Origin of the sequence: Microbacterium sp. 3J1, from assembly GCF_001049495.1 — a bacterium.
Classification (GTDB): domain Bacteria; phylum Actinomycetota; class Actinomycetes; order Actinomycetales; family Microbacteriaceae; genus Microbacterium.
This window is the reverse complement of sequence record NZ_CDWI01000001.1, coordinates 144,908-158,045: the sequence shown is the minus strand read 5'-3', so window position 1 is coordinate 158,045 and position 13,138 is coordinate 144,908. Positions and strand designations below refer to the sequence as shown.

Annotated in this window: 10 protein-coding genes; 9 read left to right on the top strand and 1 reads right to left on the bottom strand. The window is 69.5% G+C overall.

Annotated features, from left to right (window positions below):
- Window positions 1-27 precede the first annotated feature (27 nt).
- From BN2660_RS00750 to BN2660_RS00710, 9 genes are all read left to right on the top strand, one after another.
- Window positions 28-1,134 carry a LacI family DNA-binding transcriptional regulator gene (locus BN2660_RS00750; RefSeq protein WP_091225994.1) on the top strand — a complete coding sequence of 369 codons (1,107 nt, stop codon included), beginning with the start codon at window positions 28-30 and terminating at the stop codon, window positions 1,132-1,134.
- A 143-nt stretch (window positions 1,135-1,277) separates the two neighbouring features.
- Window positions 1,278-2,942 (top strand): ABC transporter substrate-binding protein, encoded by a 1,665-nt coding sequence (locus tag BN2660_RS00745; protein ID WP_255304912.1) that lies wholly within the window; start codon window positions 1,278-1,280, stop codon window positions 2,940-2,942.
- A complete protein-coding gene (locus BN2660_RS00740; RefSeq protein WP_091225991.1) occupies window positions 2,939-3,919 on the top strand; it encodes an ABC transporter permease in 981 nt (326 codons plus the stop codon). The genes BN2660_RS00745 and BN2660_RS00740 overlap by 4 nt, the downstream gene beginning before the upstream one ends.
- Entirely contained in the window at window positions 3,916-4,830 is a 915-nt protein-coding gene (locus tag BN2660_RS00735) for an ABC transporter permease (RefSeq protein WP_091225989.1), read from the top strand. Before BN2660_RS00740 ends, BN2660_RS00735 begins: the two co-directional genes overlap by 4 nt.
- 5 nt (window positions 4,831-4,835) lie before the next feature.
- Window positions 4,836-6,557: an ABC transporter ATP-binding protein gene (locus BN2660_RS00730; protein WP_091225986.1), complete on the top strand. Its 1,722-nt coding sequence runs from the start codon at window positions 4,836-4,838 to the stop codon at window positions 6,555-6,557.
- A gap of 27 nt (window positions 6,558-6,584) precedes the next feature.
- Entirely contained in the window at window positions 6,585-7,754 is a 1,170-nt protein-coding gene (locus BN2660_RS00725; protein WP_091225984.1) for a glycoside hydrolase family 1 protein, read from the top strand.
- Window positions 7,755-7,797: 43 nt separating this feature from the next.
- Window positions 7,798-9,339 carry a molybdopterin-dependent oxidoreductase gene (locus BN2660_RS00720; RefSeq protein WP_091225981.1) on the top strand — a complete coding sequence of 514 codons (1,542 nt, stop codon included), beginning with the start codon at window positions 7,798-7,800 and terminating at the stop codon, window positions 9,337-9,339.
- 38 nt (window positions 9,340-9,377) lie between these two features.
- On the top strand, window positions 9,378-10,955 hold the full coding sequence (metG, locus tag BN2660_RS00715) for a methionine--tRNA ligase (RefSeq protein WP_091225979.1): 1,578 nt from the start codon (window positions 9,378-9,380) through the stop codon (window positions 10,953-10,955).
- A 3-nt stretch (window positions 10,956-10,958) separates the two neighbouring features.
- Window positions 10,959-11,837 (top strand): TatD family hydrolase, encoded by an 879-nt coding sequence (locus BN2660_RS00710; protein ID WP_091225976.1) that lies wholly within the window; start codon window positions 10,959-10,961, stop codon window positions 11,835-11,837.
- On the opposite strand, the gene BN2660_RS00705 is transcribed toward BN2660_RS00710, so the two are convergent.
- Entirely contained in the window at window positions 11,816-13,084 is a 1,269-nt protein-coding gene (locus BN2660_RS00705; RefSeq protein ID WP_091225974.1) for an MFS transporter, read from the bottom strand. The genes BN2660_RS00710 and BN2660_RS00705 overlap by 22 nt on opposite strands.
- Window positions 13,085-13,138 lie beyond the last annotated feature (54 nt).

Sequence of the window (13,138 nt, the reverse complement as noted above, 5' to 3'; positions counted from 1 at the left end):
CCCGGCCCGGATGCAGGAGGAGCGAGCGTGACCAGGAAGGCGACCGTCTACGACGTCGCAGAGCGTGCCGGAGTGTCGATCGCGACCGTCTCGCGCGTCCTGCGGCAGCCGGATGCCGTGCGCCCGGCCACGCGGGAGCGCGTGCTCGACTCGGTCGCAGCCCTCGGCTACGTGCCCAGCGGCAGCGCCCGCGGGCTCGCGGAGCGTCGTACCGGCGTGCTCGGACTGTACTTCCCGGGATTCGACGCGTCCGAGGACGCTCCGCTGCTCGATGTGCTCGCCGACGACCGGGGTGAGGCGCCGCCGTTCACGGTCGAGCAGGAGACCGCCGACTCGGCGGTCCCGCAGCCGACCATGCTGTTCCTCGACGAGGTGCTCCGCGGGGCGGAGCTCGAGGCCTGGAAGCGGGGCTTCGTGCTGATGATCGGCGTCGGGAGGGACGACCCCGCCCGAGAGACCGTGCGCGACATCGCCGGCCGCGTCGACGGGCTGATGGTGCTCGCGCAGAGCGTCCCCGACGATGTGCTCGCGCGCCTCGCACAGCGGATCCCCGTGGTCGTGCTCTCGGGTCCTCCTCGGGGCGACAGCTACGATCACGTCACGGTGAGCAATGCGGAGGCGATGACCCAGCTCACCCGGCTCGTCATCGCCCAGGCCGACGGCGGCGATCTCGCCTATCTCGACGGCCCCGAGGATTCCCCCGACGGCGCTCAGCGCCGGGAGGGCTTCGCCGCCGCGATCGCCGACGCGGGCATCGCGCTCGACGACGTCACGCTGCTCCGCGGCGACTTCACCCGCGCGTCGGGTCGCCGCGCCGCGGCGGAGCTCATCGCGCGAGGCGTCCCGTCCGCGCTCATCGCGGCGAACGACCAGATGGCCCTCGGCGCGATCGACGCCTTCCGCTCGGCCGGCATCCGCGTGCCGCACGACGTGCGCGTCACGGGCTTCGACGGCATCGAGGCCGCGGCGCTCTCGCGGCCTGCGCTCACCACGGTGCGGCAGCCGATGATCGACCTGGGCCGGGCCGCCGTCCAGCTGCTCGCACGCCGTCTCGAGCAGCCGGATTCGTCGCCCATGACGGTGCGGCTTCCGCTGCAGATCCTCGTCCGGGAGAGCTCGCAGCGACCCTCGTAGAGGTGGATGCCGGCATTCCGCATCCGTGACGAGGGGTTGCGGTCCCAAAATGTATGCGCTTACAATCGGTCATGCGGCCGTGGCCGCGGAGTGTCCCGAACGGCGGGACCTCCTTCATGACACAGACGACATGAGGTGGCAGCGTGGCGAAGACGCACATGCTCCGGCGCTGGCGGAGAGCCGCGATCGTAGGGTTGGCGGCTGCGGCCGTCGTGCTCAGCGGCTGCAGCATCCAGATCAGCTCGCAGCCCGATCCGTCGATCGGCGACGACACGATGCTGATCAACGCCGACAAGGGGAATCCGTTCTTCACCCGGAACTTCAACCCGTACCTCACCAACACGCGCACGGCGTCGCGGTGGATCTACGAGCCGCTGATCCTGGTGAACCCGCTCGACAACACCCTCAACCCGTGGCTGGCCAGCGAGTGGACCCAGCCCGACGCGCGCACGATCGTCATGACGATCCGCGACGACGTCGAGTGGAGCGACGGCGAGAAGCTGACTCCCGACGACGTCGCGTTCACGTTCCAGCTGCTGAAGGACAACCCCTCGCTCGACATCAAGGGCGCGTGGCAGCACCTCGAGTCCGTCGAGACCGACGGCGACGACGTCATCATGCACCTGCAGGGCGATGACGCCCCCTCGCTGACGGTCCTGGGTCTCACCATGATCGTCCCCGAGCACCTGTGGAGCGACGTCGAGGACCCGGGCACATACCGCAACGAGGAGCCGGTCGGCACCGGCCCCTTCGTGCTCGGCAACTACAACGACCAGCAGTACTCGATGGACAGGAATCCCGACTACTGGCAGGCCGACTCGATCGAGATCGAGCACATCATCCTCCCGGCCACGAACACGCAGCTCGACACCGTCACGCGCGGCTACGACTGGTCGTACTCGTTCATCTCGGACGTCGAGGGCACCTGGGGCGCCGCGAGTCCGGACAACACATGGTGGTTCCCGCCGGGAGGCGTGATCGCCCTGATGCCCAACCTCGAGGTGGCGCCGTTCGACGACGTGAACGTCCGTCGCGGCATCGCCCTCGCCCTCGATCGCGAGGAGATCGCCGAAACGGCCTCCGAGGGGTACATGGAGCCGGCCGGTCAGACCGGTCTTATCCTCCCCAACCAGGAGAAGTACCTCGACCCGAGCATCCCCGACGGCGGGATGCTGACGCAGGATGCGGATGCCGCGCTCGCGGCCTTCGCGGAGGCGGGCTACACCCTCGACGGCGACCGTCTCGTCGGCCCCGACGGGGAGCAGCTCGAGTTCGCGCTCACCACCGCCAACGGCTACTCCGACTGGACCCGGGCCGCGCAGACGGTGCAGCGGCAGCTCGCCGAGGTCGGGGTGAAGGTCACACTGAAGCTCCCGCAGCCGGCGGGGTACCAGAGCGCGATCAGCAACGGCGACTTCGAGGTCGCGATCGGCGGCATGGGCGGCGGTGACCCGTACCAGGCGTACAACAACCTGCTCTCCAGCGAGTTCTACGTCCCGTCCGGCGAGGCCACGGCGAACAACTTCGAGCGCTACCGGTCCGACGAGGCCGACGCGCTGCTCGCGGAGTACCGCGAGACGGTCGACCCCGCCCGTCAGACCGAGATCGTGCACGAGCTCCAGGGCATCGTCTACGAGGAGATGCCGGTGATCGGGATGTACTACGGCGGCATCTGGGGACTCTTCAACGACTCCAAATTCACCGGCTGGCCCAGCCAGGACGACCCCTACATGATCCCCCAGAACTACGACTCGGCGCCGCTGCTCATCTTCACCGAGCTGGAGCGCGTGAAGGAGGATGACCGATGAAGTACGTCCTCCAGAAGGTCGGCCTGTTCGTGCTCACGCTGTGGGCGGCGATCACGCTGAACTTCTTCCTCCCACGCCTGATGCCGGGGTCGCCGGCCGATGCCGCGATCGCGAAGCTCGCGCAGAACGGCCCCGTGTCCGACGCGACGCGCGCCGCCATCGAGGCCCAGCTCGGAGTCCCGACCGGCTCGATGTGGGACCAGTACGTGGCCTACCTCGGTCAGGTCGTCCGGCTCGACTTCGGCGTCTCCTACACGTTCTACCCGCAGAGCGTGTCGAGCATGGTCTCCACCGCTCTGCCGTACACGATCGGCCTGGTCGGCATCGTCACGATCCTCGCGTTCGTGATCGGCACGCTGATCGGCGTCGCCGCCGCATGGCGCCGCGGCACGTGGCTCGACTCGCTGCCGACGCTGACCGGCTCGTTCCTCAGCACCTTCCCGTACTTCTGGACCGCACTGCTGCTGCTGTTCTTCCTCGGATACGTGCTGCACTGGTTCCCGACCACGGGCGCGTACTCCGCGACGACGACCCCCGGCTTCACCTGGGAGTTCATCGGCGACCTCCTGCAGCATGCGGTGCTCCCCGCACTGACGATTCTGCTGACATCGCTCGGCGGATGGATCATCGGCATGCGCAACGCCATGATCAACACGCTCGGCGAGGACTACGTGACCTTCGCCGAGGCGAACGGCCTCCACGGCCGCACCATCGCCCTGCGGTACGCCGCACGCAATGCGATCCTGCCGAACCTCACGGGCTTCGGGCTCACGCTCGGCGGCGTGGTCGGCGGATCCATCCTCGTGGAGCAGGTGTTCCAGTACCCCGGTATCGGATACCTCCTCTTCAACGCCGTGATCGGGCAGGACTACCCGCTCATGCAGGCGCTCTTCCTGATGATCACCGTCAGCGTGCTCGTCGCCAACTTCCTCGTGGACATCCTCTACGGGGTACTCGACCCGAGGACTCGCCGATGACCTCCACCATGAACGTCAAGGTTCCCTCCGACCGCATCGCGGCTCCCAGTCCGTGGCGCTCGTTCGGCCGCATGGTCGGCACGCTGTGGTCGAACGGCAAGGCGCGTCTCGGCCTCATCATCCTCGGCCTGTTCGTGCTGGTCGCGGTGTTCGCTCCGCTGCTCGCGCCCTACGGGCCGAAGGACAACTCGTTCGAACGCAACGCCGACGCCTCGCCCGCGCACTGGCTCGGCACCACGGCCGCGGGGGAGGACGTCCTGAGCCAGTTGATCTACGGATCGCAGATCAGTCTGCTCGTCGGCCTCGCCGCCGGCATCCTGTCGACGATCGTGGCCGTGCTGATCGGCCTCAGCTGGGGGTACATGCGGGGCTTCCTCGGAGAGGTCGTCGGGTTCATCGTGAACCTCTTCCTCGTGATCCCGGGCCTCCCGCTCATGATCGTGATCGCCGCGTACCTGCAGAACGGCGGCATCCTCATGATCATCGCGGTCATCGTCGTGACCGGCTGGGCCTGGGGCGCACGAGTGCTGCGCAGCCAGACCCAGTCGCTCCGGGGCAACGACTTCGTCACCTCGGCGCAGTTCTCGGGTGACAGTCGGGCGCGCATCGTGTTCCGCGAGATCCTGCCGAACATGACCTCGATCATCGCCGGCACGCTCTTCGGGGCGGCGACCGCGGCGATCCTCGCCGAGGCGGGACTGGAGTTCCTCGGCCTCGGCGACTCCAGCATCGTCAGCTGGGGCACGATGCTCTACTGGGCGCAGAACTCGAACTCGCTGCTCACCGGGCAGTGGCTGCTGCTGTTCGCCCCCGGTCTCTGCATCGCGCTGCTGGCGCTGAGCCTCACACTCATCAACTTCGGCGTGGACGGAATCTCCAATCCGCGCCTGCGAGAAGGGAAGGGACGATGAGCGCCATGACCGCGAGCACCCCCAGAGCCGAAGACGACGTCCTGCTCGACGTCCAGGGCCTGTCCGTCGAGTACGCCTCTCCGGGCACGACCCCGGTCACGGCTGTCGAGAACGTGTCGTTCACGCTGCGGCGGGGCGAGTTCGTCGGGCTCGTCGGCGAATCGGGCTCGGGCAAGTCCACGCTGGGCTTCGCCCTCACGCGGCTGCAGAAGCCCCCGGCCCGCATCAGCGACGGACGAATCCTCTTCGGCGGTCGCGACATCCGCGAGCTGGATGCCGAGGAGCTGCGCCGCCAGCGCCAGGGCGGATTCGCGATGGTGCTGCAGTCGGGCATGAACGCGCTGAACCCGGTGCGCACGATCGGCACCCACTTCCAGGACATCTTCGCGGCGCACGGACACGTCGCCCGCGATGCCAGGGAGGCCCGCGCGCGGGAGCTCGTCGCGAAGGTCGGCCTCGACCCCGCGGTGCTGGCACGGTATCCCAGCGAGCTGTCGGGCGGCATGCGCCAGCGCGCGTCCATCGCGCTCGCCCTCTCGCTGGAGCCGCAGCTCATGGTGTTCGACGAGCCGACCACGGCGCTCGACGTGCTCGTGCAGCACGCGGTGATGGACACCATCAAGGATCTCCAGCGCTCCGAGCACTTCACGGCGATCCTCATCAGCCACGACCTCGGAATCGTGCTCGAGGCGACCGACCGGGTGATGGTCATGCACGAGGGGCGCATCGTCGAGGACGCGCCGAGCCTCGACATCCTGCAGCGCCCGCAGGACGAGTACACGCGGATGCTGCTGAGCCACTACGCCGACCCGCGGGCCGAGTCCATCTCGATCCCCGGATTCGTCGACCTCGGCACCCGACGGCGTGAGGGACGCACTCGCACCGACCTCACCGAGACGCTGCCCACGGTGTCGCAGCGGGACACGCGCCGGGCCGATGCCGCGATCGTGGTCGAGGGCGTGTCGAAGCGCTACCCGGCCCCGCGCCGCGGGGAGCAGCCCGTGACCGCGGTGGACGACGTGTCCTTCCGTCTGGAGCCGGGCGAGGCCCTCGCGCTCGTCGGCGCCTCCGGCTCCGGCAAGTCGACGCTGGCGAAGCTCATCACGGGCGTCGAGAAGCCGACCGAGGGCACGGTGCGCTTCGGCGACGTCGACGTCGCGTCGCTGCGCCGCACGGGCCTGCGCGACCTCCGCAAGGACGTGCAGATGGTGTTCCAGGATCCGTACGCGGCCCTGAACCCGCTGCACACGGTCGAGTACGCGCTCAGCCGCCCGATCCGCAACTACACGAAGCTGCGCGGCGACGAGGCGAGGGCCCGCGTGCTCGAACTGCTCGAGACGGTCGGTCTGACGCCCGTCGAGCAGTTCGCGGCGAAGCTCCCGCACCAGCTCTCCGGCGGTCAGCGGCAGCGCGTCGTGATCGCCCGGGCGCTCGCGAGCGACCCGCAGGTGCTGATCGCCGACGAGCCGGTGTCGATGCTCGACGTCTCGCTCCGCGCCGGAGTGCTGGCGCTCCTCGAGGACCTGCGGGAGCGCTGGGGCATCAGCATGCTCTACATCACGCACGACCTGCTGAGCGCGCGCCTCGTCACCGAGAACATCCTCGTGCTCAACAGCGGACGTGTCGTCGAGCGCGGCGAGACGTCCCAGGTGCTGCAGCATCCGGAGGACCCGTACACGGTCGAGCTCCTCGACGCCGTACCGAACCCATCACGTATCTCGAGATAGAGACTCGAGACAGAGAGGAGAGCACACGTGCTCACATTCCCCGACGGCTTCCTCTGGGGCGCTGCGACCGCAGCCCATCAGGTGGAGGGGAACAACACGACCAGCAACTGGTGGACCATGGAGCACGCTCCCGGCTCGCCCATGGTGGAGCCCTCGGGCGATGCCGCCGACCACTTCCACCGGTACCCGGAGGACATGCGTCTCCTCGCGGACGCCGGGCTCAACTCGTACCGCTTCTCGGTCGAGTGGGCGCGCATCGAGCCGGAGCGCGGCGTCATCTCCCGGGCCATGCTCGACCACTACCGCCGGATGATCGACACGGCCAGGGAGAACGGCCTCGACCCCACGGTCACGCTCATGCACTTCACCGTGCCGCAGTGGTTCCAGAAGGACGGCTTCTGGCGGGCATCCGACGCCGTCGACCTCTTCTCGCGCTACGTCGAGACGGTGCTGCCGATCCTCGACGGCGTCACCTACGTGTGCACGATCAACGAGCCGAACATCGCGGCGATGCTGGCCGGGGGAGAGGATGCCGCGAACCTGGTGGCGTACGGACTCCCGAACCCCGACCTCGCTGTCGCCGACACCCTCCTCGACGCTCACCACCGCGCATCCGACATCCTGCACTCCGTCCCCGGTGTGCAGGCGGGGTGGACCATCGCGACGCAGGCCTTCCACTCCACCGGTGAGCCCGGAGCCGACGAGATGCTCGCAGAATACGGCGACCCCCGTGACCACTGGTACCTCGACCAGTCCGCCGGCGACGACTTCGTCGGCGTGCAGGCGTACACGCGAACCTTCATCGGTCCGAAGGGCCCGCTGCCGGTCGCGGCCGACGTCGAGACGACTCTCACCGGCTGGGAGTTCTTCCCCGAGGCGCTCGAGCTCGGCGTGCGCAGCGCCTGGGAGCGCAGCGGCGGCGTGCCGGTGCTCGTGACGGAGAACGGCATCGCGACGGCCGACGACACCCGCCGCATCGCCTACACGCAGGGAGCGCTCGAAGGACTTCACCGCGCGATCTCCGACGGCATCGAGGTGAAGGCCTACCAGCACTGGAGCGCGCTGGACAACTACGAGTGGGCGAGCGGCTACGCTCCGACGTTCGGCCTCATCGGGTTCGACCACGAGACGTTCGAGCGCTCGCCGAAGCCCTCGCTCGCCTGGCTCGGCGAGGTCGCGCGTCGCAACGGTCTCTGAGTCGGCGCGGCCGGGTCGGTGATGCCCGGGTTACCCTCGGTTCATGACCCACGCGATCGCCACCGGGCGCGGTGACCGGCTCCGATCGGCGGCCGTCGGGCTGAGCGCGGCGGTCGCCGCGGTCGGCCTGGCGGAGTTCGTCGCCGCGGTCGTCGAACCGAGCGCGAGTCCTTTCGCCGTGATCGGCGGCGGCCTCATCGACCTCGCGCCCAGCTGGGCCAAGGATGCCGCAATCGCTCTTTTCGGCACCGGAGACAAGGTCGCGCTGCTCACCGGCATCGCGCTGGTCCTCGCCGCCGTGGCGGCGGTCGCGGGCATCCTGGAGTCGCGCCGGCCCGGTGTCGGTGCGACGATCCTCGGCGCCCTGGGTGCTCTCGCGCTGGTGATCGCGATGATCCGCCCCGGGGCGGGGCCCTTCGCCTGGCTGCCCGGCCTCGTCGCGGCGGTCGTGGCGGTCGTCGCGCTCCGACTGCTCATGCGCACGGTGCATCCGGTGCCCTACCTCCGGGCGGAGAGCGAGGAGCGCCGCCGATTCCTCCTCTGGACGGTCGGTGTCGCGGCCACGGGTCTCGCGGCGCTCGTCGTCGGCTCCGTCGCCCGTGGCGCGACCCGCTCGATCGAGGCGGTCCGCACTGCGCTGCGCCTTCCGGCACCGGTGCGGCCCGCTCCGGCGGTCGTGGCGGCCGCCGAGCTGGACGTCCCGGGGCTCACCGCCGTGGTCACCCCGAACGCCGAGTTCTACCGCATCGACACCGCCCTGATCGTGCCGCGGATCGACCCCGCCGACTGGTCGCTGCGCATCCACGGGATGGTCGAGCGGGAGATCGAGATCACCTGGGACGAGCTGCTCGCCCTGCCGATGAGCGAGGCGCACGTGACGCTCGCGTGCGTGTCGAACGAGGTGGGCGGGTCGCTGATCGGCAACGCGCGCTGGCTCGGTCATCCGTTGCGCGAGCTGCTCGCTCGGGCCGGTGTCGACCCGCAGGCCGACATGGTGCTGTCGACCTCTGCGGACGGCTTCACGGCCTCGACTCCGCTGGAGGCGCTCACCGACGACCGTGACGCCCTGCTCGCGATCGGGATGAACGGCGACCCGCTGCCGATCGAGCACGGCTTCCCGGTGCGCATGGTCGTCCCCGGTCTCTTCGGCTACGTGTCGGCGACGAAGTGGGTGACGCAGCTGGAGGTGACCCGCTTCGACCGGGTCGCGGCGTACTGGACGACCCGCGGATGGTCGGAGCGCGGTCCCGTGAAGCTGCAGTCGCGCATCGACGTGCCTCGCCGGGGGCAGCGCATCGAGGCGGGCGACGCGGTGATCGCCGGCATGGCGTGGCAGCAGCACGTGGGTGTCGAGGGCGTCGAGGTGCGGATCGACGGCGGGCCGTGGCAGCGCGCCGAGCTGGCGGCGGCCATCTCCGCCGACACCTGGGTGCAATGGCGTCTCGACTGGTCGGCCGAGAGCGGCGCGCACACGATCGAGTGCCGCGCGATCAGCGCCGACGGCGAGACCCAGACCTCGGAGCCGGCCGACGTGGTGCCTGACGGCGCTCAGGGCTGGCACCGCGTCGAGGTCTCGGTGGCCTGAGCGTCACGACCCCCGGCATCCCGCCTAGAATCGATCCCATGCCCGCAGGCGAGTCGTTCTACATCACCACGCCCATCTACTACCCCTCCGACGTGCCCCACATCGGTCACGGGTACACCACGGTGGCGGTCGACGCGCTCGCGCGCTGGCACCGTCAGGGCGGCGACGACACGTGGATGCTGACGGGCACCGACGAGCACGGGCAGAAGATGCTCCGTGCCGCGGCGGCGAACAGCGTCACGCCGCAGGAGTGGGTCGACAAGCTCGTCACCGAGGCGTGGTTCCCGCTGCTCGAGACCCTCGACGTCGCGAACGACGACTTCATCCGCACCACCCAGGAGCGGCATGAGGAGCGCGTGAAGAAGTTCGTGCAGGCGATCTACGACCGCGGCTACATCTACGCGGGCGAGTACGAGGCGCTCTACTGCGTGGGCTGCGAGGAGTTCAAGCCCGAGTCCGAGATCCTCGACGGCACCGGTCCTTTCGAGGGCCTCAAGGTGTGTGCGATCCACTCGAAGCCGCTCGAGCTGCTGCAGGAGAAGAACTACTTCTTCAAGCTCAGCGAGTTCCAGGACCGGCTGCTCGACCTCTACAAGGACCAGCCCGACTTCATCCGCCCTGAGTCCGCCCGCAACGAGGTCGTCTCGTTCGTGCGCCAGGGACTGAAGGACCTCTCGATCTCGCGCTCCGCGTTCGACTGGGGCATCGAGGTGCCGTGGGACCCGTCGCACGTCATCTACGTCTGGGTCGACGCCCTGCTCAACTACGCCACGGCCGTCGGCTACGGCGACGACCCCGAGACGTTCGATCGCCGCTGGCCCGCGTACCACGTGGTCGGCAAGGACATCCTGCGATTCCACGCGGTCATCTGGCCGGCCATGCTGATGGCTGCCGGCGTCGACGTGCCCAAGGGCGTCTTCGCACACGGCTGGCTGCTGGTCGGCGGCGAGAAGATGTCGAAGTCGAAGCTCACCGGCATCGCGCCGACCGAGATCACCGATGTCTTCGGCTCAGACGCCTACCGGTTCTACTTCCTCTCGGCGATCGCGTTCGGCCAGGACGGATCGTTCTCGTGGGAGGACCTCGCGGCCCGCTATCAGGCCGAGCTCGCGAACGGCTTCGGCAACCTCGCCTCGCGCACCACGGCGATGATCGAGAAGTACTTCGAGGGCATCGTGCCGCCGCCCGCCGAGTATCTGGAGCAGGATCTGGTGATCCAGCGTCTCGTCGCGCGTGCCACCACCGATGCGGATGCCGCGGTCGAGCAGTTCCGCATCGACGAGGCGATCCGGGCGATCTGGACGATCGTCGATGCGCTGAACGGCTACATCACCGAGAACGAGCCGTGGGCGCTGGCCCGCGACGAGGCTCAGCGCGAGCGCCTCGGCACCGTGCTGTACACGTGCGCCGAGGGGCTTCGTGCGCTCGCCGTGCTCCTCTCGCCGGTCATGCCGCAGTCGACGGAGAAGCTGTGGATCGCGCTCGGCGCGGCGGAGAGCCTCGGACGTCTGCAGGACCAGCCGATCCGCGAGGCCGGCGCCTGGGGTGCGCTGCGTCCCGGTACGAGCGTCAACGGTCTCGCTCCGCTGTTCCCCCGCGTGGAGTCCGCCGCCTGACCCATGGTCGAGACGTACGTGCAGCGACGCGACGGCGAGGGGCGCAAGGATCTGCGGTACCCCGCCGCCCCTGAGCCCCTCGCGGTTCCCGTCTACGACAATCACGCCCACCTGGAGATCCTCGACGGCGACGAGCCCCTGCTCCTGACCGAGCAGCTCGATCGCGCAGCCGCCGTGGGCGTCGCGGGCGTCGTGCAGGCGTCCGGTGACATCGAGTCGTCGCGCTGGGCGGTCGAGGCCGCGGCATCCGACCCGCGGGTGCTCGCCGCGGTGGCGATCCATCCGAACGACGCGCCCGCCTACGCCGAGGACGGACGCCTCGACGAGGCGATCGCCGTCATCGACGAGCTCGCCGCGCATCCGCGCACGCGGGCGATCGGCGAGACGGGACTCGACTTCTTCCGCACCGAGCCGGAGCGCCGGGCGCCGCAGTTCGAGTCGTTCGAGGCGCACATCGCCCTCGCGAAGAAGCACGGCATCGCGATGCAGATCCACGATCGCGACGCGCACGACGCCGTGCTCGAGACGCTCACGAGGGTCGGCGCCCCCGACCGCACGGTGTTCCACTGCTTCTCGGGCGACGCGGCGATGGCCCGTGTCTGCGCGGATGCCGGCTACCACCTGTCCTTCGCCGGCAATGTGACGTTCAAGAACGCCCAGAACCTCCGCGACGCCCTGCAGGTCACGCCGCTCGACCGCATCCTCGTCGAGACGGATGCGCCGTTCCTCACGCCGACCCCGCTGCGCGGTCGCCCCAACGCGCCCTACCTCGTGCCGGTCACGGTGCGCTTCATGGCCGCGGAGCTCGACATCGAGGTCGACGAGCTGTGCGCGCGGCTCGCCGCCAACACGCTGCGCGTCTACGGCTCGTTCACCGACTGATCGACCGGCGCGGCGCTCACGATCTGCGAGATCGGCTTCCAGACGAACAGCAGGGTGAGAGCCGCACCCACGAAGGCGAACCACCACGGACCGGTGAGGCCCCAGATCTGCGCGATGACCCCGCCCAGGCCCTGCCCGATCACCATGCCGCCGAACACGCCGACCATGTTCACCGAGGCGACGCGGCCCTGCAGCTCGGGGGGCACGAGGCGCTGGCGCACCGTGGTCGAGATCGTCCCCCAGACGAACGCGTACGCCCCGAACACGAACATGATCGCGAGGGCGACCCATCCGCTCGAGGTGAGCGCGAAGGCCAGGTGCATCAGCACCTCGAGTGTGAGCACCACGCGCATGAGCGTCGCGAAGGACACATGGCGCTCGAGCCAGCCGAAGCACACCGTGGCGAGCAGGCCCCCGGCTGCGGATGCGGTGGTCAGGGCGCCGTAGCCGATCGCGCCCATGTGCAGATGCTCGGTCGCGTAGAGGACCAGCACGCCCCACGGAGCCGCCCAGGTCACGTTGAAGACGAGGATGATGAGCACGAGCGTCCGCACCGGCGGGTTCTGCCAGAGCCAGCGCAGCCCCTCGCCGATGTCGGTGTGCACGTGCGACTTCTCCGGGGTCCTGGAGCCTGTCGAAGGGCGGGGCGGCACGGGGGTGCGCGCCATCCGCGAGATGAGGACCACCGCGAGCAGCACGCACACCACCTCGACGAGGAACGGCCAGGCCGTGCCGGCGGCGAAGAGGAAGGCGCCGAGCGGGGGACCGGCGAACTGGTTCGCGACCAGATAGCCGGCCTGCAGGCGCGCGTTGCCGATGCCGAGGTCGGCCGGTTTCACGAGCATCGGCAGCAGAGTGCTGCCCGCGGTGTCGACGAAGACCTCGGCGGTGCCGTAGAGGAAGGCCACCGCGAGCACGATCGCGATGTTCGCGGTGCCGGTGATGAGGACGACGCAGAGCGCCGCGAGCACGACGGCGCGCGCGGCGTTCGCGACCATCACGAGGCGGCGTCGGTCGAAGCGATCGGCGATCGCCCCGGCGTGCAGACCGAACAGGAGCCACGGCAGGAACTGCAGCATGGCGCCGGCGGCGACGAGGATCGGCGAGGACGTGAGAGACGCGATGAGAAGCGGGGCGGCCGCCAGGGCGACCCCGTCGCCCACGTTGCTCGTCCACGACGAAGCCAGGAGCCAGCGGAAATCGCGGCCCATGCGGCGGGGCGCGACGAGTTCACCGAGCGAGGGCATCCCAGAAGACTACTGGGCGGTACGGACACCGATGAGGGGTGGGGGACAATGGAC

Coding starts and splice junctions, on each gene's coding strand:
- BN2660_RS00740 (WP_091225991.1), top strand. CDS start 2,939: ATGAAGTACGTCCTCCAGAAGGTCGGCCTGTTCGTGCTCACGCTGTGG.
- BN2660_RS00735 (WP_091225989.1), top strand. CDS start 3,916: ATGACCTCCACCATGAACGTCAAGGTTCCCTCCGACCGCATCGCGGCT.
- BN2660_RS00730 (WP_091225986.1), top strand. CDS start 4,836: ATGACCGCGAGCACCCCCAGAGCCGAAGACGACGTCCTGCTCGACGTC.
- BN2660_RS00720 (WP_091225981.1), top strand. CDS start 7,798: ATGACCCACGCGATCGCCACCGGGCGCGGTGACCGGCTCCGATCGGCG.
- metG (WP_091225979.1), top strand. CDS start 9,378: ATGCCCGCAGGCGAGTCGTTCTACATCACCACGCCCATCTACTACCCC.
- BN2660_RS00710 (WP_091225976.1), top strand. CDS start 10,959: ATGGTCGAGACGTACGTGCAGCGACGCGACGGCGAGGGGCGCAAGGAT.
- BN2660_RS00705 (WP_091225974.1), bottom strand. CDS start 13,084: ATGCCCTCGCTCGGTGAACTCGTCGCGCCCCGCCGCATGGGCCGCGAT.